A 24,780-nucleotide genomic window follows, 5' to 3' on the forward strand; every position below is an offset into this window, starting at 1 on the left:
TAAATATATATAATTAATAATGACTTATATAATAATGTAAAAATTTATAAAATAATAATGTTGCATAATTTTAATACTAATGTTTAATATTAATTATTCATTCTAGAAGGTTGCTTTAAAATGTTAAAACAAGCTGCTCTTATTGCATTATTGGGTATGTCTGCTTCAGCGATGGCTGGTCAATGGCAGGTTAAAGTTGGTGCTTCTGTAATTGCTCCAACTGCAGATACTGATATTGCTAATGGTGCTTTAAATGTAAAAGCAGATCATGAGTTTGCATTTACACCGTCTGTAGAATATTTCTTTAATGACAACATTTCAGCTGAATTACTATTAGCTACACCAATTAGTCATGATGTGGATGTAACAGCTGCGGGTTCAAAAGTTGCTGGTGTTAAATTGAAACATCTTCCACCAACAATTACTGCGAAATATAACTTTAAAAATTCAACTGGCTTTACACCTTACATTGGTGTGGGTGGTACAGCATTTGTTGCTTGGGATGAAGATGGTTCAGGTGTGCTAGAAGGCACAAAGGTTAAAGTGAAAGAGTCTTATGGTTTTGCTGGCCAAGTTGGTTTTAACTACCAACCAGCTGATGCTAAAAACTGGGGCGTATTCTTTGATGCACGTTATGCTCAAATCCAGCCTGAAGTTCAAACAGTTGTCGAAACTTTTGATTTAGATATCGATCCTATGGTGTATACAATTGGTTATAGCTACAAATTCTAAGCTGTAACTGATCTTAAAACCCTGCCATTAGGCAGGGTTTTTTATGCAGAATATTCCATTCATCAGTTGATCGAATTGAACAAATAGGCAATAGAAAATTAAGGTGGAACTGTTAGAGTCAAAATAAATCAGCAAGTTGGATGAAGAGAAAAGACGATGAAAAAAATTATGCAAGGTATGCTGGTCTTGGGCATTGCTCATCTTACTTCGACAAGTTATGCCGCAAGTTTTGACTGTACAAAGGCGAAAACCATTACCGAACATGCGGTTTGTGATAACCGTAGTATTAATGATGCCGATGTCAAAATGGCAACAACCTATACGATTATTCGGCATTTGGTTCCCATGGGGACACGTGGTGCAATTCAAGATCAACAAATAAAATGGCTACAACTACGCGATCAGTGCCGTGACAATGTCAGTTGTTTAAGTGATGTATATAAAATGCGGCAGCAAAAACTGGATCTCTACATGGACCGCGTTTATAAACAAGGACCTTTTTAAACCTTAAAATTTAGTGCGATAGAATAAAAATTTTCCATTCACACTATTGAAAAATAGTGAAGTCCCTCCATTCATATAGGCAATTGATAATTTTACTCAGTATGAACGGAGAGACTGATGAGCGAACAACAATCTCAAAAACACAGCTTCCAAGCGGAAGTGGCTCAGTTACTGCATTTAGTAACACATTCTTTATATTCAAATCCTGAAATTTTCCTTCGTGAGTTGGTATCAAACGCATCTGATGCCTGTGATAAATTACGTTTTGAAGGGATTAACCATCCTGAATATTATGAAAATGATCCAGATTTACATGTGCGTATTCATTTAAATAAAGAGCAGAAGACAATTACCATTTCGGATAATGGTATTGGTATGACACAACAAGAAGCGATTGATCATTTGGGTACGATTGCCAAGTCTGGCACTAAAGATTTTATGTCGAAGCTTACGGGTGATCAAAAGTCAGATGCACAATTGATTGGTCAATTTGGTGTGGGCTTCTATTCAGGTTTTATTGTTGCTGAAAAAATTACAGTGGAATCACGTCGTGCTGGGGTAAATGCCGCTGAAGGGGTACGTTGGGTTAGTAATGGTACAGGTGAGTTTGATGTAGAGCCAATTGATAAGGCTTCACGTGGAACCGACATCATTTTGCATTTACGCGAGGATGCTTTAGATTATTTAGATCGTTACAAAGTTAAGCAGATTATTAATAAATACTCTGATCATATTAGTTTGCCAATTGAGATGCAGAAAGAAGTTTGGCAACAAGAGGAAGCTGCCGAAGGCGAAGAAGCAAAACCTGGTCAATATGTACTGACGGATGAGTGGGAAGCGATTAACTCAGCAAGTGCATTATGGACGCGTAATAAAAATGAGATCAGTGAAGAACAATATACTGAGTTTTATAAAAACCTGAGCCATGATTTTGAAGCCCCGCTTGCATGGACACACAACCGTGTAGAGGGAAGTACGGAATATACACAGTTACTTTATATTCCATCTCGCGCACCAAGCAATATTTTCACACGTGAAGCTAAAGCAGGAATTAAGCTCTATGTGAAACGTGTATTTATCATGGATGATGCGGATAATTTGATTCCAAATTATTTACGTTTTGTTCAAGGTGTGGTGGATAGCGCAGACTTACCACTTAATGTAAGCCGTGAATTATTACAAGAAAGTCGCGACGTGAAAACGATTCGTGAAGGTAACGCCCGCCGTATTTTAACGGTGCTAGATGGTTTGGCGAAATCTGAAGATGTTGCTGATCAAGAGAAGTTTGCAAAATTCTACGCTGAGTTTGGTTCAGTCTTAAAAGAAGGCTTAGGCGAAGACATGGCGAATCGTGAGCGTATTCTAAAATTATTACGCTTTGCTTCGTCAAATAATGATGAAGTGAAAACATCATTTGCAGACTATAAAGCCAATATGAAAGAAGGCCAAAAGGCAATTTACTATGTGACTGCTGATAGTTTAAATGCTGCGAAAAACTCACCACAACTTGAATTGTTCAAGAAAAAAGGTATCGAAGTGCTGCTCATGACTGAACGAGTGGATGAGTGGGCGATGGAATTTGTTTTTGAGTTTGATGGAACACCATTACAGAATGTATCAAAAGGTGCAGTTGATTTGGGTGATCTACAAGATGCTGAAGAGAAGAAAGCACTTGAGGAAGCTGCTGAGCAGTTTAAACCTGTTGTTGAAAAACTGTCGGATGCGTTAAAAGATAAGACCTCTGAAGTGCGTGTAACAACACGTTTAGTGGACTCTCCTGCGTGTTTGGTGGTGGCTGAGGGTGAGTTATCACCGCAACTGGTCCGTATGCTAAAACAAGCAGGACAAGCGGTTCCCGAGTCAAAACCAGTCTTGGAAATCAATCCATCCCATCCGTTGGTACAAAAATTAGAAGGTTCAGCGCAATTTGATGATTTGGCGAATGTGATCTTCGATCAAGCGTTGATTGCTGAAGGCGGTTTACCCGAAGATCCTGCCCAATACATCAAACGGATTAACAGCTTATTGCTGAAGTAACGGTAGATATGAAATGAACCTCCTTCGGGAGGTTTTTTATTTGGTTTTTCGATAGAGCACATGAATAAAAACGTCCATGTTTTAATCTTTAAAATAAATTAAAAATAAATAATTAATCTATAATAACGATCATTAAGTGTTGGGAATCTTAAGATGAAAATTTTAGTGATCGCTGCAGTGGGCTCGCTGCTCTCTATGGGTCTCATGCAATCTGCTCAGGCAGATAGCGCTAAGCAAAAAATGGTGCGTAATGACCGTGTGCAGGTTTCAAAACAAATCGCACAATATGATATTAATCCTTTTGTAGATAGTCGCCGTGTGATGCGAAATGATCGTGTTCAGTATAGTTTTTCTAAAGTGAAAAAAGTCGCTGAAAAACAGCCGAGTATTCTACGTAATGATCGTGTGCGTGTGATTAAGAAAAATTGAAGCTGAGTTATTTAAAAAAAGCCCATCCTGTTGAGATGGGCTTTTTATTCGCTGTGTTTAAAGAGGTTTTAAAACAGGGCTTCAAGGCGCACTAAAGCGCCCACAAAGTGGCTTTTATCGTCACGATGGTTGTTGAGGTAGTTGAGATCACCTTGGATATAAAACCATTCACGTAGAAAGGGCTGTCGCCATGATACATAGGGTCCCCAACTGTTTAAACGCAGTTGATCGTTATTGTAAAAACCACCTGTATATAGGCCGTAGTTGAATCGGTTACCTTTAAAAAATTGGTGTTGGCGGTAACTGAAGTTATCCCATTTCAGATCATCATCCTGTGCATCTGCATAAGTCAGGTTGAATTGGTTTGAGATAAAGGGTTGGCCTGGACGGGCATGGGTTAATTCTAAATTGGTTCTTAGATAATTTTCACTGTCGATGCCATAGCGATAAATTTGTTCGGCTAAAAAGCTAAAGTCGTTGTCGAGTTGCCATTTTTTAGCTGCTTTTAAGCGGACATATAGGTCATCTCCAGATCGTAAGCCGAGATCGACATCGGTTTCAAATGGAAGCCGATCTGAAATTTCAGACCAACGTAACGCGAGCGAACTGTTGTCATCCCGCGCTTGCTTATTGTCATAATGTTTATCGTTTCGTCCATCCGGATTTTCATTGGTAATCGCGGCATTATTTTCAAGCTCATTATCCAAAGAGTCATCACCAAACACGACGCTTAACTTTTTCTCCAAGGTCGGGAGTTTAATTTTTCCTCGTATACGTGGCTTAATTTCGTAACCGTCATGTTTATCCCAGCTGTTATCTAAAATGACCCGTAGGGTTGCATTGGCAGGCTTTTCTGGCTCACTTTTCCCAAACCAATGGTCCATTTTGACTGCAGTGCGATCTGCCCATTGACGAACTTTTTTTTGTTGCTTATCGGTCCAGCTATTACTTTCCGTTTGTTCTGTTGTCGGAACAATGGGGTGATCTGATTGTTCAGGTAAGAAGGTCGGTGTTGCATCAATCCAACGTGGAATTTGATCTAAAAAATCATAGGTCTTTGGCGTGATATACGGTGAATTTTGGTCAGTTACAGGCACATCCTGCGAATGTTCACCCTCAGTTTCATTGACGACAGCATCAGTTTCATTGGCCCAAGCAACTTGATACATCAAGCTCATTGATGCGGAAAAAAGCAAAGTCCGAATAAAGTACTGTTGTTTTTTATGCATATGTTTTGGCTCTATTTAATTATCATCTGAGTATCCTGCATCTGTAGTTTTGTTATTTTTGTCGGATAAATGCAAGCCAAACTACAAAATAAATGCAATTATTCTTCGGTCATTTGCTTAAGTGCTTGATAAAGCGAAATCACATCAATGGGTTGAGGCAATTGTTGGATCAAATTTTGGATGCTCTGCCAATTTAAACCTTGCTGTCGATGGAGGATCAAATAGGGAAGGGCTTGTTCGGTACGCAAGAGTGCCATGCGTTTTTGACCGTGGATTAACCGTATTTTTTGACGTTCTTGTAATAATAACAACGGGGTATGTAGCGTCGGTTCAGGTTCATCAAAATGAATGAATTTTTGCGTATGAATTAATTGTGCCGGGATAAAGGGGTAATAGTCGTTTTGCGACCAAATCATTTCAGCCTGCTGAGACTGTTGATAGAGCTGATCAGGTTCAGCACATAGTTGTTCTAGATTGTCCCAGGTCATGACTTTAATCGCAGCAAGTTCATGTTGATGTTGTTGGCAAAACAGCTGAGAGAGTCGAATGGCTTCCATTTGCGTTTGCGCACCAAACAACAAGAGATATTTGATGAAGCGACCTTCGGTATTGATTTGCTCTGCTAAATACAGTGGCTGGTTTTTCCAATCTGTACCATCTGTCGTATGCAATAGAACATCAAGTTGCGTTGTGAGTTCAGGCTGATCTATAAACTGCAATTCATACAAGGCCAATTGCGCATCGATGTTTTGCAGCGTTTGAACGCGAGCGGCATATTGAGCGATTTGAACCTGTTCAGGAAGTTCAACGCCTGCCATTGTCGAGTTGAGATGTTCCTCCGATGGCGCATGTGTTGGCTGCTCAATTAGAACAAGAGGAACGGTATCAGGTGCAGAAAGCTCCGGTTTATTTGTATTTGAGTTATCAAGCAACGTATCCGCTTCATTGATTTGCTTATCGCAATGATCTAGATCGACAGAACCGTCTTTATTTATCGCTTCAATTGGCAGTAGGTCGTCCACACTTGCGGCAACACAGCTTGGCGCTGTGATGATTTCATCCTTTAGGCGTAAGGTATGTAGACTTAGATCGGTATCACTGATTAAACATTTATATAGCTGTTGTTGTTCAATTAACCAATCATAGCATTCGTTAAAATTGCCCCATTCACTGAGTAAAGCCGTGCGCTGTTTGGCTGGAATCATCCACACTTGCCAACCTAATTCATGGTCATGCAGCAAGGCCCAACCCATCTCTGGATATTGATATAAAGCATTTTCAAGTGCAGCATCATGGTTAAAATAGCCACGAAATAACAATGAATATGGCGTTTGTTTGGAAAATTCAGTGGCAGCCATTTGTGGCTTAGTTAATGCACGATAACTTAATATTTGCTTTTGAAAAATCGGTTCATCGCATAAGGCAAAAATTTCATGAATCCGACGTTTAGAAAGCGCAGTTTCATAAAAACTCAAAGCACGATGTTCAAGTTGATGGGTCAGTACATGGATTTCTTTTATTAATTGTACTTTGTCTTGTAAATTCATTTGTCCACTTCCTAAAGGACTTTTTGTGCTTTTTCTAAATATTTAGCCAATACAATATTGGTTGCAAGTTCTACTAATTTATATTCAGCCGAATTCGGGTTTCGATATGTATTGGCCAATTCAATCAGGTGCTCAATATCTATGACCTGCGGTGAAATTTTTCCTTGTATCAGTGCCTGAAGTTCTTGCATAGGACAATGTAAATTTAAAAATAAAGAAGTCGATTAGTTCATTTGATTATAGAGATTTCATTAAAAAAAACATGGAAATAAATGTCAGCTTCTACAAATTAAGCGTTAAATATGACAATTAATGCGCATTTTGTTTAAAAATAATACCAAATCATTAGCTTAAAGATAGGTTTTGCAAAAGATATAGCGGTATGGTTTGATCAATTTTTTTGAAGTCATCATCAGCGATCGAGCGCTTTTAGAAGTTCATTTTTAATGTTAAGTAAAGAATAAAGCCCAAAGTAAAGGCACATAAAATAAAAAACCGATGGTGGGAGCCATCGGTTTTTTTATAGAAAAATCAGCTAAAAATTAAGCTTTTTTTTCTGTATTTGTTACAACTTCAGTTGTATCAGCAGCTGGAGCTTGGCTCTCTGCATTGGCAGTTTCAGCAGTCACAGCTTTTTTTACTGGAAAATCTGGTACATAAACGATTTGTGCAGAAACAGTTGCAGAAAGCGCCATCACAGCAACAGCCATAGCATATTTGATTGCGTTCATTTGTGTATTCCTATCAATCATTAGTGACTCAAAATTGAGTCAGGGAGAAAATTAATCACTTGAATTTATGTGAAAATAATATCAAAAAATAATCAATTAAAAATGATCGATTCGGCAACGCAAGATAAACGGTATGAATTAATATTTATATAAAACAGTCTATTAGAGTTATTGCTCTAGAGCTTTTAGGGGCTGAGTGACAGCGTTGTATCACTCAGATATAGATGAAAAATCTATGAATGTTTGGCACATTTCTTTTCATAGACTTTGCCTGCGATACCACCAATAATGGCACCGCTGATCGTACCAAAAACGGGCAAAATACTGCCTGCAACAGCACCGATTGCAGCACCTTTGACGGTCGGAGAAAAACGTGAGAGAAAGCTATTCTTCCCTGTTTGGGACTCGTTGGTGGTTGATTGAGGGGGTGTATTGGTAGATAGTTCGGTTTCAGCAGAAGTTGCTTGAGGTTCAATTGTCATAACATTACTCCCGAGCATGATCATTAGAAGAATGAAGCTTTTAGCCTAATCGGAAGCGACCACTGCTTAAACAGAAAGCATGTAATAAATGATGGTCAGTTTGTAATCCCTCGAAGTGGAATTCACTCCTGTGTAAGACATGTAATATTTTGCTGTTTTGATGTTTAAAAAATAACCAAAATAAGCGACTTAATCATATGATGAAGTTTCAAAATCATAACAATGAGGATAAATACAATGTCTGTTGCTAAAGTCGTTGAAGTAAATGCAAGTAGCACAAAAAGTTTTGAAGATGCAATTCAAACGGGAATTAATAAAGTCACTGAAACCGTGAAAAACGTTCAGGGTGCATGGATTAATGAACAGAAAGTTGTGGTGAAAGACAATAAAATTGCGGAATATCGAGTGAACTTAAAAATCAGCTTCTTGGTTGAATAAGTTTTAATTTTATTGATGTTAAAAACTGATCAAAAAAAATCCCCGAAGTTCGGGGATTTTTGTTTGAACACGCTGAATTATTTTTCAGGTGTTTCACAGCTTTCATCATTACAGACAGGTGTAGGAGCAAGCTCAGGGAGTTCCGCAGCTTTGTCCATCACTTTTTTAAATACATCTTTCGGTTGAGCGCCTGCTAAAGCAATGCGTTGCTCAAACACAAAGAACGGTACACCCGTAACTTTAAGTTGATCGCGTGCTACTTCTTCGTCGTATTTGACGAAATCAGCAAATTCATCTGAGTCTAATAAGTCATCGACTTCAACAGGGTTTAGACCAATACGAGATGCAACGTCTTCTAAGGTTTCACGTTCACCAATGGCCAAGCCTTGCGTCATATAGCTATAGAAGAAAGCTTCTTTGGCTTCACTGCCGAGACCTTTGCTTTGTGCAAGATGAATCAAGCGGTGCGCGTTGAAAGTATTGCCTGAATTGGCTTTTTGCCAGTTAAATTCAATACCTTCAGCTTTTGCCATTTCGGCAATATTGCGCTGCATTTCTTCAACTTCTTCAATACTGCGGCCATATTTTTGAGCTAGACGTTCAGTATTAGAAATTTCTAGGCGAGCGGGCGCATCTGCGTCAAGTTGATAGCTATGCCAAAACACTTCAAGCTCTACACCCGATTCTTCGGCAGCAGCTTCAAGGCGTTTTTTCGCAATATAACAAAATGGGCAAACCACGTCTGACCAGATATCTACACGCATGGGAAATCTCTTTTCTATGTTCTGGGAAAATGATGGGGGCAAATCCTAAAATTTAAAGCCAAGCAATGCAATCCATTTTTGTTTCGATGGCGCAATGTCGGTTTTTTTTGATTTTGTTACAAGGATTGAATGAAGATTTGTCGAACGATTAATCCGTGATTAAACGTTTACCCAAACAAATCACTTCAACCTCTTCATAGCCCAATTGTTCATAAAAATTTTGTACGTCAATGTTGTCTTGGCGAATCAGTAATTGAAGTTTTGGGCAGCCTAAAGCAATTAAGCGTTTTTCTAATTGTTGAATGAGGGCGGTAGCGACGCCATTACGTTGAAAATGTGGATGTACGGCAAGATAATTGACCCAGCCTCGGTGTCCATCATAGCCACCCATGACAGTTGCAATCAGTTGATCATCTTTGACCGCCAACAAGAATAATTGATCACGTTGAGCCAATTTTCGAAATATATCAATTTCAGGGTTATTCCATGGGCGGGTCAGATCACACAGTTCCCAAAGTGCAATCACATCATCTAAATCAGATTCGAGATAGGGGCGGATAATAAACATAATTTTTGTTTTAGCATGTATTTTGACCAATTTAGATTAGTCGAGTTTTGCAGACTTGATAAGTCATATTGAAAAATAAAAGCCATAAAAAAACGCTCCGAAGAGCGTTTTTCATTTCACTGTCAATTAAGCAGTTTTCACTTCAGGTTGAGCAGCTAACATGTGGCCGTTCTCTTCGAAGTTGATGTGCCAAGACAATGCTTCACGTAGAAGGTGAGGTGTTTGACCACCTTTCGCACATGCACGGTCGAAGTAATCATTTAGCGCATCACGGTACATAGGGTGAGCACAGTTGTCGATTACTGCACGAGCACGTTCACGTGGAGCAAGACCACGTAAGTCAGCAAGACCTTGTTCAGTAACTAAGATGTCAACGTCGTGTTCAGCATGGTCAATGTGAGAAGCAAATGGAACAACAGAAGAAATGTCGCCGCCTTTTGCAATTGATTTAGTCACGAAGATCGCCAAGTGTGCATTACGTGCGAAGTCACCTGAACCACCGATACCGTTCATCATTTTTGTACCGCAAACGTGAGTTGAGTTCACGTTACCGTAGATATCAAACTCAAGCGCAGTGTTGATACCGATGATACCTAAACGACGTACAAGTTCTGGATGGTTCGAAATTTCTTGTGGACGTAATACAAGTTTGTCTTTGTATTGTTCAAGGTTATTAAATACTTTTTCGCCATATTTAGCAGAAAGCGTAATAGAAGAACCTGAAGCAAATTTCATTTTGCCTGCGTCGATCAATTCAAATGTACAGTCTTGAAGTACTTCAGAGTACATGATCAAGTCTTCAAAGTTTGAATCTTTAAGACCAGTCAATACTGCGTTTGCAATTGAACCGATACCTGCTTGTAATGGACCAAGGTTTTTCGGTAAACGACCTTCTTCTACTTCTTTTTCAAAGAAAGCGATCAGGTGGTTTGCAATACCTTGAGTTTCATCATCAGGTGCAGTCACTGTAGATGGAGAGTCATGCAATTCGTTGTTAAATACGATACCTACGATTTTTGAAGGATCGATGTTGATTGCATGTGTACCAATACGTTCGTCAACTTGAGTCAATGGAATCGCTTGACGTGTTGGACGATACGTTGGGATATAAATATCGTGTAAGCCTTCGAATGCTGGGCTTAAGTTGGTGTTGATTTCAACAATCACTTTTTCAGCAAAAATTGCGAAGCTTGCAGAGTTACCTACAGAAGTTGTAGGGATGATGCCACCATCTTCAGTGATCGCAACAGCTTCAATAATTGCCACATCAGGCTTTTTAAGCTGAAGGTTACGCATTTGTTCAACTGTTTCAGACAAATGCTGATCGATGAACATCACTTCGCCTTTGTTGATGGCTTTACGTAATGTATTGTCTACTTGGAACGGTAAACGACGAGCAAGAACACCTGCTTCAGTCAATTTTTTGTCCAAATCGTTACCCAAGCTCGCGCCAGTAATTAGGGTAATTTTAAGAGGATTAGCATGAGCCTGTTGAACCAACGCTAAAGGTACAGCTTTCGCTTCACCTGCGCGTGTGAAACCACTCATACCTACCGTCATACCATCCTGAATGAATTCAGCAGCTTTTTCTGCGCTGATAACTTTGTCGTGAAGGGCAGCTAAACGGATGCGATCTAAAGACATCATATACTCTCGTGAAATTCTCAAAACTGATACGGATTGTACCGATCAAAAAAGCCATTTTGCATACCTGTTAGGCTAAGGTCTAATTTTTTGAAAAAATGTGGGTATAAGATTTTATTATGTTTTTTAAACTACTGAATAATAAAGTTAAAAATATCAATGGTTAAAGCTTAAACAAAACTGTTCGTTGCTTTTTTGAACGCTTGTTAAAAGCGTTCAGTTAAACTTTGCTTAATTTTTTCCAATGGGCTGTTGTTTAATATTTCATCATTTTCGAGTTTTTGCAGTGGTAAAGAAATGATCGCTTCGAGTCCACCTTCTGCTCGATTGTGAATTGAAAGTTGACCTTCGTGAATATCCACAATACGTTTTACAATGGCTAAACCGAGTCCACTGCCTTGAATGGTACGTGCATCATTACCACGTACAAAAGGTTGCATCAGGTCTTCAATTTGGTCTTCAGGAATCCCTTCGCCATTATCGGCAACGCGAATTTGAATATGATCACCTTCATATTCGGTAGACAGTTCAATCGGCTCGGCACCATAGCGTTTTGAGTTATTGATTAAGTTGCCTATTAATCGTTTTAAGGACAGGCTACGTGCTTGAATAATCGGTAAGTCTTGAGGTTCAAAGCGAATATCTAAAGGTTTAAATTGAATCACTAATTCCTGCAATAGCGCATTTAAATCAGTATCTTGCGGAACCTCATCAGAGCCATCTCGCATATACGAAATGAACTGATTCAGAATTGCATCCATATCTTCAACATCGTAAATCAGACCTTCTTTTAGGAAGTCATCATCAGGCATCATTTCTGCGCTGAGTCGAATACGGGTCAGCGGAGTACGCAAATCGTGGGAAATACCGGCCAACATGATGCGGCGATCACGTTCAGTTTGTTCCAGCGTGTAGACCATGTGGTTAAAGGCTTGGTTTACTTCACGGATTTCTTGTGGCCCATGGTTGGTTTCTAAATAAGGAGCAGTGCCTTGTTTACTATAGTTGTTTGCCGCATCTTGTAAACGTTTTAGTGGACGGTTGAGCTGACGAACCAAGGTTAAGATAATGATGCCAGCAATCAGCGGAATACCCAATAACCAGCCTAAAATCAGCTCTGCGCTATAGTTGGCATAGGTTTTTAAAGGCTCGCGAACCCAGTTGCCATTCATTTCTGGAGTTTGAATCCAGATGCGTGGGTCAGGTTTAAATTGGAAATACACGGTCGCATTATCAATGCGCATTTCTTTGGCCAGTTTCTTTTCAATTTGATTGGTAAAGAACTCTGCAATGACTTTGTCTTTGACATTGGGGAATTCTTTCGGATCGGTCACATATTCGATCCCGACACGGTTGCGCATCCAGTCGTCGACATCCACTTCGGCATTGTTATGAAAAATCCGTAAATCAGGATTGTTAATGATTTCAAGCTCGACCGCGAGGTAACGAGCATGTTGTTGAATTTCGGGTAAATAGAGTGTGCGCCAAAAGAACCATAAGGACATAAACAGGCTAAAAAACACCACAAATAAGACCAATACGGTGGTCCGCATGGCTGCAGAGCGGGGTTTGATTTTATCGAGGAAGCGTTCCCAAGGTGTCCGTTTTTTTTCGGAGTAGGTAACGTAGTCGGTAAATTCCTGTGGGTCGATGGGTTCGAGTTTCACGCTATATCCCTAGAGTAAATTTTAGAGTGTGAGATCAATTAACCCTGTTGGATACGCGTTCAGGTCATACGCAACTGTTCGAGGCAGGAAGCATGGAATAGATTATGTTTCTGCGATGATTCTGATATGAAGCAGAAATGAGACGAGTTTTGCGTATGACAATGGTTTTGCTTACTTTTGCCGAAACAAAAGTAAGGCGAACCGCAGGTTATTGGATAAATTTAATGTTCAATGAAAAGACTCCGCCTCATGAACGGCGGAATTTTTTATTACTATTTATTTGGCTTATTCAGCACCATCTGGAACAAAGACATAACCCACGCCCCAAACAGTTTGGATATAGCGCGCACGTGCTGGGTTTTCTTCAACCAAACGACGCAGGCGAGAAACTTGAACGTCAATTGAACGTTCCATAGCACCCCATTCACGACCACGAGCAAGATTCATTAACTTGTCGCGTGTCAGTGGTTCACGTGGGTGTTGAACTAATGCTTTGAGTACGGCAAATTCACCTGTCGTCAATGTGACGACTTGACCTTCACGAGTTAAGGTACGTGTAGATAGGTCGAGTGACCAAGGACCAAAAGACACCACTTCCATTTGTTGGCTTGGTGCGCCAGGTACTTCACGCACTTGGCGACGTAGTACTGCACGAATACGAGCTAATAGCTCATTCGGGTTAAATGGTTTTGGTAAATAGTCATCTGCACCGGCTTCAAGTCCAGCAATACGGTCTGAATCGCTACCACGAGCGGTCAGCATAATGATCGGGGTGTCGATGCTAGATTGGCGCAGACGGCGGCAAATACTCAAGCCATCTTCAACAGGCAACATAAAGTCGAGCACAATCAGGGAAAAGAGTTCCCGCTGCAACAGACGATCCATCTGAGTCGCATCATGTGCGGTTTTGACCACAAAACCTTTATCTTCTAGGAAGCGTTGTAAGAGGGTGCGTAGACGCACATCATCATCGACAACCAGAATGCGTTCGACTCGGTCGGTTTCGGCTTGTACGGCATCTGTTTTTTCAGCAGGTACAACTAAACTCATGACGTGCTCCTTATTCTTTATTGTCATCGTAAACAAAAAGTCGATTTCACTTGAGTATACGATTCATTTATATAAATTTACTATGCTCTAAAGCAACAAATATTGCAGTTAAAATCAAGACATAGATACCAAATGTATACATGTTGTTCGAATCAGTTTGCTTGTCTAAGTCTCGCTAATTTGCTGTTTCATAGTCAGTTTCGTAAAAAAATGTGTATTTGAGATGAATTGGCATTAAAAACCACGAATAAATTTATAAAAACAATTGTGGATTTTATGGTCTTGGTCTTTATAATCATGGCTTTTAGAACTTATCCTTGCAGGGATCTAATACGATGACTGACTTAGTTCAGCAGTTGGCAAAAGAAATTGCCGTACGTCCAAATCAAATTGAAGCTGCCATCAAGCTCATTGATGAAGGTGCCAGTGTTCCATTTATCGCACGTTACCGTAAAGAAGTGACGCAAGGTCTGGACGATACTCAATTACGTCAGCTCGATACACGTCTGACTTACCTGCGTGATTTATTTGAGCGCCGTGAAAAGGTAATCGAATCTCTAAAAGAACAAAACAAGTTATCTGATGACTTACTTGCTCGCGTAAATGCAGCAGAAACTAAAAATGCTTTAGAAGAGATTTACGCACCGTACCGTCCAAAACGTACCAGTAAATCATTTAAAGCCAAAGAAGCGGGTTTAGGCCCAATCGCTGAAAAAATCTTTAATGAAGCGGTTGACCCAACCGAAGCTTTAGCTGGTTTTAGTCATGAAGATTATGCTGATGTTGAAAGCCAATTAGATGCGATTCAACACATTTTAATTGATGACTGGGCACAAAATATTGCATTAACCACTGAGCTAAAAGCGACATTTGCGAAAACTGCAGTGTTGAAAAGTTTAGTTGCAAGCGATGAGAAAAAAGAAGTCGGTAAAAAATTCCGTGATTACTTTGATTTCTCTGAAAGCTTAAATAAAGTCCCTTCACACCGTTTATTGGCGATGCTCCGTGGCCGTCAAGAAAATGTCTTGGGCTTAAAAGTCGATGGTGAAGATGATGCACCATTGGCTCGTATTGATACTGAATACAATTTAGAAACAGCACAACCACAAGCGCGTGCAGATTTCTTAAAACAAACTGCAAAATTATTCTGGCTTGGTAAAGTTCGCCCTGCGATTGAACATTCATTATTGACTGAAAAACGTTTGGCTGCTGAAGCTGAAGCGATGGATGTCTTTGCTGAAAACCTACGTCATTTATTACTTTCTGCTCCTGCAGGGGCGCGTTGCACATTGGGTGTAGACCCTGGCATCCGTACGGGTGTGAAATTGGCTGTTGTGAATGCATCAGGTGATGTTCTTGCACACAGCACTATTTACCCGTTTGCCCCGAAAGAAGATAAAGCAGGTTCAGTTGCTGAACTTGCGCGCCTTTGCCGCGAATTCAATGTTGAATTAATTGCGATTGGTAATGGTACTGCAAGCCGTGAAACTGAAGCGGTTGTGGCTGAAATGATGGCTGCGAATACGGATTTGAATTTGATTCGTGTGTCTGTCTCTGAAGCGGGTGCATCTGTTTATTCAGCATCTGAATTGGCGTCAAATGAATTGCCAGATTTAGATGTATCGATCCGCGGTGCTGTATCGATTGCACGTCGTTTACAAGATCCATTGGCTGAACTTGTGAAGATTGATCCTAAATCGATTGGTGTGGGTCAATATCAACATGATGTGAACCAAACCGGTTTGGCAAAAACGCTAGAAGCGGTTGTGGAAGACTGTGTGAACTCAGTAGGTGTTGATGTCAACACTGCATCATCTGCTATTTTGGGTTATATCGCGGGTCTAAACAAATCGATTGCACAGCAAATCGTTGAATTCCGCAAAGAAAATGGTCGTTTTGATAACCGTCAAAGTTTGAAGAAAGTACCTCGTTTAGGCGAACGTACCTTTGAACAAGCAGCAGGTTTCTTACGTATTCAAGATGGTTCTGAACCATTGGATGCATCTGCAGTTCACCCAGAGTCATATGACTTGGTGGCAAAAATTGTGGAAGCTAAAGCAACGACTGTAAAAGATATTATTGGTAATACTGAAATTATCCGTCAGGTCGATGCAGCAGCATTTGTAAATGACCAATTTGGTTTGCCAACGATTCAGGACGTTTTATCTGAACTTGAAAAACCAGGTCGTGACCCGCGTCCAGAGTTCCGTACGGCAAAATTCCGTGAAGACATCACTGAAGTGGCTCAGTTGACTGAAGGTTTACAGCTTGAAGGTGTGGTTACAAATGTGACGAACTTCGGTGCATTCGTGGATGTGGGTGTACACCAAGACGGCTTAGTGCATATTTCTGAACTTGCAAATGAATTTGTTGCAGATCCGCACAAAGTTGTGAAGCCTGGTCAAATTGTTCAAGTTCGCGTCTTGAATGTCGATGTTGAACGTAACCGTGTCAACTTGTCTATGCGTGCAGAAGGTGCTGCTGCAGCGAAACCACAACGTCAACCACGTCGTGACAATACGCAGCAAGAACAACGAGGTGAGCGTAAGCCACATGCGAAACGTCCACAGCATGCCCGTCCGCAAGGCGACCGCCCACAAGGTCATAAAAAACCTCAAGCAGCGAAACCACAAGAAAATAAAATCGGTGGTTTAGGTGCGTTGTTATTACAAGCAGGGATTAAAGGTTCGAAGTAATCTTTAACTGTTAAAAAAACCTCCCATATGGGAGGTTTTTTTATATAAGATTAAAACAATCAAAGCTTAAATAAACTTAGAAGACCATAATGTTACGTAGTTATTATCAGGGTTCAGTGCAACAATTCATACATACAAATGAACAAGAAATTATGGGGGCTTTGGCACTACAGCATGAATTTGCATTGGAAGATTTACAAAAGAACGCTTGGTTAAAACAAATTGAGATTTTAAAACAACAGTTGGATTTTTTAGATGAGGGAGAAATCTTTTTTGAATTCTCTATTCCACGGATGGGTAAGCGCGTAGATAACATTCTTTTGATACGTAATTTAATTTTTGTTATTGAATTTAAAGTAGGTGAAAAGAGTTACCCACAATATGCTAAGACTCAGGTCATAGATTATTGTTTGGATTTGTTGAATTTTCATGAAGGTAGTCATCAGCAAAAGGTCATACCACTTTTAATTTCAACCCAAGCTCAAAGTTGTGAACAGTCATGGTCAGCGGTATCCACTTATCAAGATACTTTATGCTGTAACACCCATAATTTACGGATTGTAATCGAACAAGCGCTTTATCAATTTGCAGGTCTTACGCAACTTAATATCAAACAGTGGGTTGAGTCTCGATATAAACCAACACCCACAATTATTGAAGCAGCTCAGGCGTTATATCAAGGTCATACAGTGGATGAAATTTCTAGAAGTGATGCCGGTGCAAAAAATTTAGCGATCACTTCGAAAAAAATCGAACAAATTATTGAAGATGCAAAATTAACAAATAAAAAAACGATTTGTTTTTTAACGGGTGTACCTGGTGCAGGAAAGACATTGGCCGGTCTTAATATTGCGAACCAGCGTTTAAAAACAAATGAACAAGAACATTCTGTATTTTTATCTGGAAATGGTCCTTTAGTTGATGTTTTACGTGAAGCATTGGTTCGAAATACCGTGGAACTTGCTAAGCAACAAACAGAAAAAAAGACGCGATCTGAGGCAGAACGTGAAGCCAAAGCCTTTATACAAAATATTCATCATTTTAGAGATCATTATTTGAAATCAAATGAGGTGCCAATCGAAAAAGTCGTTATTTTTGATGAAGCTCAAAGGGCCTGGCAAAAGGATCAGGTTTCAAACTTTATGAAACAGAAAAAAGGTATTGATAATTTTTCGATGTCTGAACCAGAGTTTCTCATTAGTGTTATGGATCGCCACGCTGATTGGTGTGTCGTTGTTTGCCTGATTGGTGGTGGGCAGGAGATTAACACTGGAGAAGCAGGTGTTTCTGAATGGCTATCAGCATTAGAACATAAATACCCGAAATGGAAGATCTACTTTTCTAACAAAATTTTGCAGGATAAAGTCTATTTAACTGATCCTAAACAACAATTCTGGGTTCAAAAAAATGGAAAAAATGAGGAAGATTTACATCTTGCTGTTTCTGTCCGGTCATTTCGCAGCGAACAAGTTTCACATTTGATTCAACATGTATTAGATGGTGATGCAAAGTCCGCGAAAGAAACTTACCATATGATGTCCCAAGATTATCCTATTCTGCTTTGTCGTGATTTTAATGTTGCTAAACAGTGGTTAAAAAGAAAGGCTAAGGGTTCAGAGCGCTTTGGGGTTATTGCTAGTTCGGGTGCCAGACGTTTAAAAGCCGAAGGTATTGATGTAAAGAATAAAATAACACCTGCAGATTGGTTTTTGAATTCAAATACAGATGTACGTTCTGCGTATTATTTGGAAGATATTGCAACTGAGTTTGATGTGCAAGGCTTGGAAATAGATTACAGTTGCGTGGCATGGGATATTAATTTTTATTTTGATCAAGATTGGCAATTTCAAGCCTTTAAAGGTAGTCGATGGCAAAATATAAGGCAAACTGAAAAGCAGAAATACCTGTTAAATGCATATCGAGTGCTACTGACTCGGGCGCGACAAGGTATGGTGTTGTATATACCATCTGTAGATGACAGTGACTGGACTCGTCCCAAGAAATATTATGATTCGACGTATAATTTTTTGAAGCAATGTGGTTTCAATACGCTATAAAAAACCTCCCATTTGGGAGGTTTTTTTATTTCTTTTAAGGCCTATCAAAGATAAATGAGCTGAATCTTAAACTTCGCAATAAAGTGTAAAAATCACACAAATCACGTATCAAAACACACTATAGAATCGTTCGATTGTCAGACAATATAAGTCACGCCATAAAGTGGTCACAAACTTTAGGCTTTACATACTTACATCTAATTATTTGATATTTATTATAAACGGTAAAATGATGACATCTAAAATTGAACGACATCGATTTCATATTCACGACTTTTTATCTGGAACAGTGGTATTTCTCGTAGCTTTACCGCTATGCCTAGGCATTGCATTGGCTTCTGGCGCACCGATTCTCTCTGGCATTATTGCCGGCATTGTCGGTGGTATTTTAGTCGGAGCATTGAGTGGCTCACATATCAGTGTTGCAGGGCCAGCAGCAGGTTTAACAGCAGTCATTTTGGTACAGCTTGAACTACTCGGTGGCAACTATGCCGCCTTTTTATTGTGTATTGTTTTTGCCGGTATCTTACATATTGGATTTGGCATATTTCGGCTCGGTTTCTTTGCCAACTTTATTCCAAACAATGTCATATTGGGTTTATTGGCAGCCATCGGACTGATCTTGATTGGGAGTCAAATACCTTATCTATTTGGCTTGAACCAATTTTCATGGTCTGTGCTGTGGCAGTCACAGCCGCTCGATTTGCAATGGGATATCGGTGCCGTTCTGATCGGTATCGGTAGCCTTGTGCTGATGTTGCTATGGGAGCAGAGCCCATGCAAAAAGTGGGTTCTGCCTTCTGCTTTAGTTGCTGTAGTCCTCGCTGCACTGTGCAATGCTGTGTTGGTACTCAGTGGTTCGTCTTATGCAGTTCATCCATCGAACCTCATCCAACTTCCAAATCTTTGGGATCAACTACAAAATGTGATGATCTTTCCAGATTGGACCGCTTTAAATAATCCACTGATTTACACGGGTGCTATCACTTTGGCGGTTGTGGCGTCATTAGAAACTTTATTAAATTTAGAAGCAGCAGATAAATTAGATCCGCATAAGCGCTCTTCACCCCCCAATCGAGAGTTATGGGCGCAAGGCATCGGTAATGTCGTTTCGGGCGCTATAGGCGGGATGCCGCTAACTTCAGTAATTGTCCGTAGTTCGGTCAATGCCAGTGCCGGAGCTAAAAGTAAATGTTCTGCTATCTTTCATGGCGTGTTGCTCTTGTTTGCCGTGCTGTGTTTAGTGCCTTTGATGAACATGATTCCGCTTTCAGCATTAGCTGCAATTTTAATCCTCACAGGTTTTAAACTGACACATCCCAAATTGTTTAAACAGCTGTATTTAAAAGGTTGGAAACAATTTATTCCTTTTATTATTACCTTATTGGCGATTTTATTCACAGACTTATTGCTCGGAATCTTGATTGGTTTAGCCAGTAGTGCGGCCTTCATTTTATACGCCAATTTTAATAAGGGGCTGAAGGTGTATAAAGAGCATCATTTACATGGGGTGATTACACGGATTGAATTGCCTTCACAAGTCAGTTTTCTCAACCGGTCGGCATTAATCTCGGCATTGGAACATATCCATCGCGGTGAACAAGTGGTGATTGATGCCACACATGTGAGTGATATGGATGCTGATATTTTCCAACTCATTCAAGAGTACCAACAGGAAAAGGCTGTGCAGCGTAAAGTGCAAGTACAGTTGATTGGTTTCAAGGCACACTATGCCGATGCGCAGGAGGCGGCATTAGATATAGATATCAGTACCGCAGCTTTACAGCAACGTTTGACGCCAGAGGCCGTGCTCGCTTTGCTCAAAGCAGGCAATGAACGTTTTGTACAAAATGAGCGTTTGCAACGAGATATCTATCGTCAACTGCGGGTGACCGCAGAAGAAGGGCAGCATCCGATTGCGGCAGTGTTAGGTTGTATGGATTCTCGTGCGCCGACTGAAATGATTTTTGATGTTGGAATTGGTGATTTATTTAGTTTGCGCATAGCGGGGAATGTCGCGGGGCAAAAAGTTTTGGGTTCATTGGAATTTGCCTGCGAAGCCAAAGGCGCCAAAGTGATCGTAGTGCTTGGTCATACGGACTGTGGTGCGGTTAGCAGTGCTTGTCAGTTGTATTTAGCTGGTCAATCGATACAGAGCCTGACGCGTATGCCGCATATTCAATATGTGCTGGGGCCACTCAATGAGTCTGTATCGCGTGTTGCCGAATTGATGCAACCACAAACGCTGAGTCCGGCATTTTTAGAGCAAGTGACGCAAATGAATGTGCATTACAACATCCGCTATATTTTGCAAAATAGTGAAGTGCTACAGCAATTGGTGCAAGAAGGTAAAGTGGCGATTGTTGGTGCAGTGTATGATGTAAGAACTGGACGGGTTAATTTCTTCGGATAAATAAAATCTGATGACATAAAAAAGGATCATCATGAACACATGATGATCCTTTTTATTGAACTAAAATACACTAGCGAATCATCGGTACGATCCAACTGGTAATGATCAGCAAAATACCGAAATGTCCCAATTTACGGGTCACATATACCAATTTTGACGGCTTTTGTTCCAATTGTTTCGCATAGTCTTCGATGCTAATGCCTTGTTTTGCATTACTGGTAAATAAAAACACCGCCAAATCGATACAAATTAAAATCGTACCAACATCTGCCACCACTTCCATTAAATCGTATTGGCCGCTGATCAAGGCGGTTGACACTTGATAAACAAGGAAAAGTGCAAAAGCGATGCAGGCATACTGCAAAACAGTTAAAAATATCCGCATAAATCTATACTAAATAAGCTCAAAATTTTGAAATAGGATTATAGCGTCCCTCGCAAGAGATTACTGTAACGCTCAGAGTGCTTGCATGACTGCTGGGAAATGTTGCTTTTCAACCAACTCCAAAAACTCATCGCCCATACGCTGACTTTCAGCCACACATTGATTCCACATTTTAATGCGTTGTTGGTTGTCTAAGCCTTTGAGGGTAAAGTCTTTACGGTCAGGCAGTCGGCCAAGCGGCAAGCTTGCAAGGTATTCTTGTGAAGGTGACAGTAACAGGGTACGCGCCTGATTTTCAGGATTGGCTTGGCGTTTAAATAATTTATCAAACCAACCTGGGGTGATGCTATCCGTGAAATGTGGATACAGCACGATGCCCTGACTTTGGAAGGGTAGGTCAATATGATAGTCAATCAGGCCGCCATCGCGGTAACTGCCTTGTGGCGCATCAGGGATATCACGTATCGCGGCCATGACACCGGGAATAGATGCAGAAGCCATAAGCCACGGCATGACACTGTCTTGAGTCAATGCATGGTAATGCGTGGTAAAGCCATCATCCGCCACGGTAAATTGATGACCTGACACAGGCTGACTAATTACACGCTGCATGAAATAACGACTGTGTTTACGTGCGAGCGCTGTCGTGCCCACGATCCCTGCGACAGAGGCTAACAGAGGCAGGGCTTTATCACTTTGGAAAATATGCTGAGCTTTGACTGAAAGCACAGTGAGGTGATAATCCGGGTGATTAACCAGTGCCGCTTCTTGACCTTGAATCAAATCGATCAGCATGCCACGACACACATCGCTGACTTCTTGACGGCTCATCTTTTTATGAAAGCTCAGATTGGTATACAGCTCAGAGAGGCGTTTCGTCCCTTCAATGGCTCCCCCAGCAGCAATACTGGCAAAGCGCCAACTGCCAATCGATGAACCAATTAAAGTACGCTTTTGTTGCGCGCGTGGCAAAAAGTCAGCAAAAATCGCCTGATCTAAACCTTGAATACCAATGCCTTTCGGACCACCCGCAGCACCGGGCAGGATATCCACTTGAGCAGCGTTTAAACCCTCTTGTTCAATCAGTTGGCGGGCTAAATGGCCAGCACGGATATTGAGCGCAGGCGGTCTTTTTTGCAAAATTTGAGTCATGGCAGTCGCTTAAAATACAGTCGTAGAATTATTCTAGTGTGTTTTTGCACAGACCCAATGGCTGAAACTTACGACAAATGACTTCTCAGTCATATCAGGGCGTCGCTCAGGAATGCTGTAATAATTGTTCATTATGCCGATGCAATTGAAACAAACTGAGGCAGACGATTGCCCATGTTGCCATTGGAAAGACCGCCCACGCAAAAAAGTTAATGATAAAAATCACGGCCTCAACAAATAACCAATAATTTAACCCTGCCATCAGCTTTTGCTGTGGTAAACAAAGTAGGAATAAACAGGGAAGTGCATTGAAGAAAATAATCCACCAAAATGCAGCGCTATGCTGCATCCGATACAGAGTGGTGTTGGCTGGCGGTTGCCAGTTTAGGAAAGGCATGTGCATATTTAATTGAACTAGCACATCGAGCAGGGTCGAAAAACTATACAGCAAGGCCGTTGCACATGCTCGGAGTGGATTTCGACTATACAGTACCCCTAAATAACTGTATGACATGGCGTTCAGCCTTATTCAAATTTTTGAATTTTTTTGTTTTTATAGCTTTAAGCCCTTTATTGTCAAAAGGCTTAAAGGAGCTATGGATACAACATATTATTTAAATACAAAGATTATTTAAACACACGCCAAATGGCAAGTAAGCTTGAAAGTGCAATTAATACGATGGAAACATACCATGGCGCAATTATCGCGATGGAGAGGAAGATGGCCATAATACTGCCAAAAACCCAACTACGTTTTTGCTGATGTTCCATTTGCAAGCGCATGCTTTGCAGTTCATTCAGTTGTTTGGCATGCCAAGCCGACTGATTTTTTAAACCATTCAGACTGTCGATCATCAGCGTTGGTAAATCTTGCGCACCTAAAAGTAAGTCAGGAATTTTTTGTCCGAGTTCTTTTAAGTTTTTCTGCGGATTCATTTGCGCTTTAATCCAATCGGTGAGGATTGGTTTTGCCAAACTCCAAATATCCAATTCAGGATAGAGATCAGTTCCTAAACCTTCGACATGGACCAAGGTTTTGAGCAGCAACATCAGTTGTGGCGGAATCTCTAAATGGAAACGACGCGCAATATCCATCACTTGAATCAGGATGCCGGCGAAGTCCAATTCATGCATTGGTTTAGAGACCATCGGGCCAACCGTACGACGCATTTCACGTGCTAATGCATCTTGATCTGTACCCGGTGGAATCCAACCCGCTTGATGCACGATTTGAATCAGCTGCATAAAGTCGCTGTTCATAACCGCAAGCAGCATGCGTGCTACGGTCATTTGGTCGTGCTTTGAAAGCTCACCCATAATCGCGCAGTCCAAGGCAATAAAGCGTGGATTGCTTGGATTGATGGTTTCGACGAAGACATTCCCCGGATGCATGTCTGCATGAAAGAAGTTGTCGCGGAACACTTGGGTAAAGAAAATGGTGAGCCCTTTTTCGGCTAAATCTTTACGATCCATGCCCAAGCGATCAAAGGTCGCAATATCTGAAATTGGTACACCCGTAATACGCTCTTCGACCATGACATCACGGCTGTCCATATAGACTTCAGGCACGTACATCATGCTTGAACCGGTGAAGTAATGACGCATACGACGCGTGTTATCCGCTTCTAAAGTCAAATCCAATTCATTGAGAATAATTTGACGGTAGTCTTGAATAATTTCAGACAGATGCAGGGCACGAGCGGCTTCTAGGCGTTTTTCAAGGAACTGACCAAGCCACTCTAATATTTCAAAATCATGCAGAATTTGATTGCGAATATTCGGGCGAGCCACTTTCACTACGACTTCGCGACCATCATGCAGTGCAGCAGTATGCACTTGTGCGATAGATGCTGCGGCTAAAGGTTGCTCGTCAAAGCGTGCAAATAAGGTATTAACATCGGCTTTGAGTGATTCCTGAATGCGCATTTTGGCAACGTCATTTGAAAAAGGTTTTACACGGTCTTGTAAAAGCACCAATTGCTGTAAAACTTCAGGTGGAATCAAGTCACGACGGGTAGACAGTAATTGACCGAGTTTAATGGCCAAAGGTCCCATATCTTCTAAAGCTTGTTTTAGCTTCAGTGGATTTTTACGTTCTTTGCTTAAACGTGCTGCAGGATGTATACGAATGAGGGAAATAATATGACGGGCTTTTTCCGGTAATTCTTCCGCAGGAAACAACGTGTCGAGTCTATAGTGCGCAGCAATGCGCCAAAGGTCGAGTAAACGTGAAACGTGCGGAATCATATATGCAA

Annotated in this window: 22 protein-coding genes; 8 read left to right on the forward strand and 14 right to left on the reverse strand. The window is 40.7% G+C overall.

Translation table 11 applies throughout. From position 1 onward, the window contains the following. Window positions 1-120 precede the first annotated feature (120 nt). From FTU77_RS01190 to FTU77_RS01205, 4 genes are all read left to right on the forward strand, one after another. Complete coding sequence (locus tag FTU77_RS01190) at window positions 121-732, forward strand: OmpW family protein (RefSeq protein WP_111885838.1); 612 nt, start codon at window positions 121-123, stop codon at window positions 730-732. A gap of 156 nt (window positions 733-888) precedes the next feature. After that, a complete protein-coding gene (locus FTU77_RS01195; protein WP_180054262.1) occupies window positions 889-1,236 on the forward strand; it encodes a lysozyme inhibitor LprI family protein in 348 nt (115 codons plus the stop codon). A 117-nt stretch (window positions 1,237-1,353) separates the two neighbouring features. Further along, on the forward strand, window positions 1,354-3,273 hold the full coding sequence (gene htpG, locus FTU77_RS01200) for a molecular chaperone HtpG (protein ID WP_111885837.1): 1,920 nt from the start codon (window positions 1,354-1,356) through the stop codon (window positions 3,271-3,273). 153 nt (window positions 3,274-3,426) lie between these two features. Beyond that, window positions 3,427-3,702 carry a hypothetical protein gene (locus FTU77_RS01205; protein ID WP_180054264.1) on the forward strand — a complete coding sequence of 92 codons (276 nt, stop codon included), beginning with the start codon at window positions 3,427-3,429 and terminating at the stop codon, window positions 3,700-3,702. 68 nt (window positions 3,703-3,770) lie between these two features. Here the strand turns inward: FTU77_RS01205 and FTU77_RS01210 are convergent, their stop codons facing one another. The 5 genes from FTU77_RS01210 to FTU77_RS01230 all read right to left on the reverse strand — a co-directional run bounded on the left by FTU77_RS01210 (window position 3,771) and on the right by FTU77_RS01230 (window position 7,691). Continuing rightward, window positions 3,771-4,931 (reverse strand): hypothetical protein, encoded by a 1,161-nt coding sequence (locus FTU77_RS01210; protein ID WP_180054266.1) that lies wholly within the window; start codon window positions 4,929-4,931, stop codon window positions 3,771-3,773. A gap of 98 nt (window positions 4,932-5,029) precedes the next feature. Beyond that, window positions 5,030-6,478 carry a hypothetical protein gene (locus FTU77_RS01215; protein ID WP_180054268.1) on the reverse strand — a complete coding sequence of 483 codons (1,449 nt, stop codon included), beginning with the start codon at window positions 6,476-6,478 and terminating at the stop codon, window positions 5,030-5,032. 11 nt (window positions 6,479-6,489) lie between these two features. Then, window positions 6,490-6,669 carry a hypothetical protein gene (locus tag FTU77_RS01220; protein ID WP_180007056.1) on the reverse strand — a complete coding sequence of 60 codons (180 nt, stop codon included), beginning with the start codon at window positions 6,667-6,669 and terminating at the stop codon, window positions 6,490-6,492. Between the two features lie 351 nt (window positions 6,670-7,020). Next, a complete protein-coding gene (locus FTU77_RS01225) occupies window positions 7,021-7,209 on the reverse strand; it encodes a hypothetical protein (RefSeq protein ID WP_180022687.1) in 189 nt (62 codons plus the stop codon). A gap of 233 nt (window positions 7,210-7,442) precedes the next feature. After that, window positions 7,443-7,691 carry a glycine zipper domain-containing protein gene (locus FTU77_RS01230; RefSeq protein ID WP_218947234.1) on the reverse strand — a complete coding sequence of 83 codons (249 nt, stop codon included), beginning with the start codon at window positions 7,689-7,691 and terminating at the stop codon, window positions 7,443-7,445. Between the two features lie 237 nt (window positions 7,692-7,928). Between FTU77_RS01230 and FTU77_RS01235 the strand changes: the two genes are divergently transcribed. Beyond that, the gene (locus tag FTU77_RS01235) at window positions 7,929-8,129 is read left to right on the forward strand and encodes a dodecin family protein (protein WP_067761311.1); all 201 of its coding nucleotides are present in this window, start codon (window positions 7,929-7,931) and stop codon (window positions 8,127-8,129) included. Between the two features lie 77 nt (window positions 8,130-8,206). On the opposite strand, the gene FTU77_RS01240 is transcribed toward FTU77_RS01235, so the two are convergent. The 5 genes from FTU77_RS01240 to ompR all read right to left on the reverse strand — a co-directional run bounded on the left by FTU77_RS01240 (window position 8,207) and on the right by ompR (window position 13,822). Next, window positions 8,207-8,893, reverse strand: a complete 687-nt coding sequence (locus FTU77_RS01240) for a DsbA family protein (protein WP_111885832.1) — start codon at window positions 8,891-8,893, stop codon at window positions 8,207-8,209. 148 nt (window positions 8,894-9,041) lie between these two features. Further along, window positions 9,042-9,461 (reverse strand): GNAT family acetyltransferase, encoded by a 420-nt coding sequence (locus FTU77_RS01245; RefSeq protein WP_078189811.1) that lies wholly within the window; start codon window positions 9,459-9,461, stop codon window positions 9,042-9,044. Window positions 9,462-9,587: 126 nt separating this feature from the next. Then, the gene (locus FTU77_RS01250; RefSeq protein WP_180007250.1) at window positions 9,588-11,105 is read right to left on the reverse strand and encodes an acetyl-CoA hydrolase/transferase family protein; all 1,518 of its coding nucleotides are present in this window, start codon (window positions 11,103-11,105) and stop codon (window positions 9,588-9,590) included. Between the two features lie 206 nt (window positions 11,106-11,311). Next, on the reverse strand, window positions 11,312-12,772 hold the full coding sequence (locus FTU77_RS01255; RefSeq protein WP_180024744.1) for an ATP-binding protein: 1,461 nt from the start codon (window positions 12,770-12,772) through the stop codon (window positions 11,312-11,314). A 285-nt stretch (window positions 12,773-13,057) separates the two neighbouring features. After that, a complete protein-coding gene (gene ompR, locus FTU77_RS01260) occupies window positions 13,058-13,822 on the reverse strand; it encodes a two-component system response regulator OmpR (protein ID WP_078189809.1) in 765 nt (254 codons plus the stop codon). A 335-nt stretch (window positions 13,823-14,157) separates the two neighbouring features. On the opposite strand from ompR, the gene FTU77_RS01265 reads away from it, so the two are divergent. The 3 genes from FTU77_RS01265 (at window position 14,158) to FTU77_RS01275 (ending at window position 20,988) form a co-directional block, all read left to right on the forward strand. Further along, complete coding sequence (locus tag FTU77_RS01265) at window positions 14,158-16,518, forward strand: Tex family protein (protein ID WP_180054270.1); 2,361 nt, start codon at window positions 14,158-14,160, stop codon at window positions 16,516-16,518. A gap of 89 nt (window positions 16,519-16,607) precedes the next feature. After that, a complete protein-coding gene (locus tag FTU77_RS01270) occupies window positions 16,608-18,575 on the forward strand; it encodes a DUF2075 domain-containing protein (protein ID WP_180007251.1) in 1,968 nt (655 codons plus the stop codon). A gap of 232 nt (window positions 18,576-18,807) precedes the next feature. Next, window positions 18,808-20,988: a SulP family inorganic anion transporter gene (locus tag FTU77_RS01275; RefSeq protein WP_180054272.1), complete on the forward strand. Its 2,181-nt coding sequence runs from the start codon at window positions 18,808-18,810 to the stop codon at window positions 20,986-20,988. Between the two features lie 70 nt (window positions 20,989-21,058). Here the strand turns inward: FTU77_RS01275 and FTU77_RS01280 are convergent, their stop codons facing one another. The 4 genes from FTU77_RS01280 to FTU77_RS01295 all read right to left on the reverse strand — a co-directional run bounded on the left by FTU77_RS01280 (window position 21,059) and on the right by FTU77_RS01295 (window position 24,772). After that, window positions 21,059-21,373 (reverse strand): hypothetical protein, encoded by a 315-nt coding sequence (locus FTU77_RS01280; RefSeq protein ID WP_078189807.1) that lies wholly within the window; start codon window positions 21,371-21,373, stop codon window positions 21,059-21,061. Between the two features lie 72 nt (window positions 21,374-21,445). After that, window positions 21,446-22,525: a patatin-like phospholipase family protein gene (locus FTU77_RS01285; RefSeq protein WP_180054274.1), complete on the reverse strand. Its 1,080-nt coding sequence runs from the start codon at window positions 22,523-22,525 to the stop codon at window positions 21,446-21,448. 106 nt (window positions 22,526-22,631) lie between these two features. Then, window positions 22,632-23,039 (reverse strand): hypothetical protein, encoded by a 408-nt coding sequence (locus tag FTU77_RS01290; RefSeq protein ID WP_180054276.1) that lies wholly within the window; start codon window positions 23,037-23,039, stop codon window positions 22,632-22,634. A gap of 113 nt (window positions 23,040-23,152) precedes the next feature. Next, on the reverse strand, window positions 23,153-24,772 hold the full coding sequence (locus FTU77_RS01295) for an AarF/ABC1/UbiB kinase family protein (protein WP_180007065.1): 1,620 nt from the start codon (window positions 24,770-24,772) through the stop codon (window positions 23,153-23,155). Window positions 24,773-24,780 lie beyond the last annotated feature (8 nt).

The organism is Acinetobacter sp. YH12142 (assembly GCF_013418435.1).
GTDB classification, from domain to species: Bacteria; Pseudomonadota; Gammaproteobacteria; order Pseudomonadales; family Moraxellaceae; genus Acinetobacter; species Acinetobacter amyesii.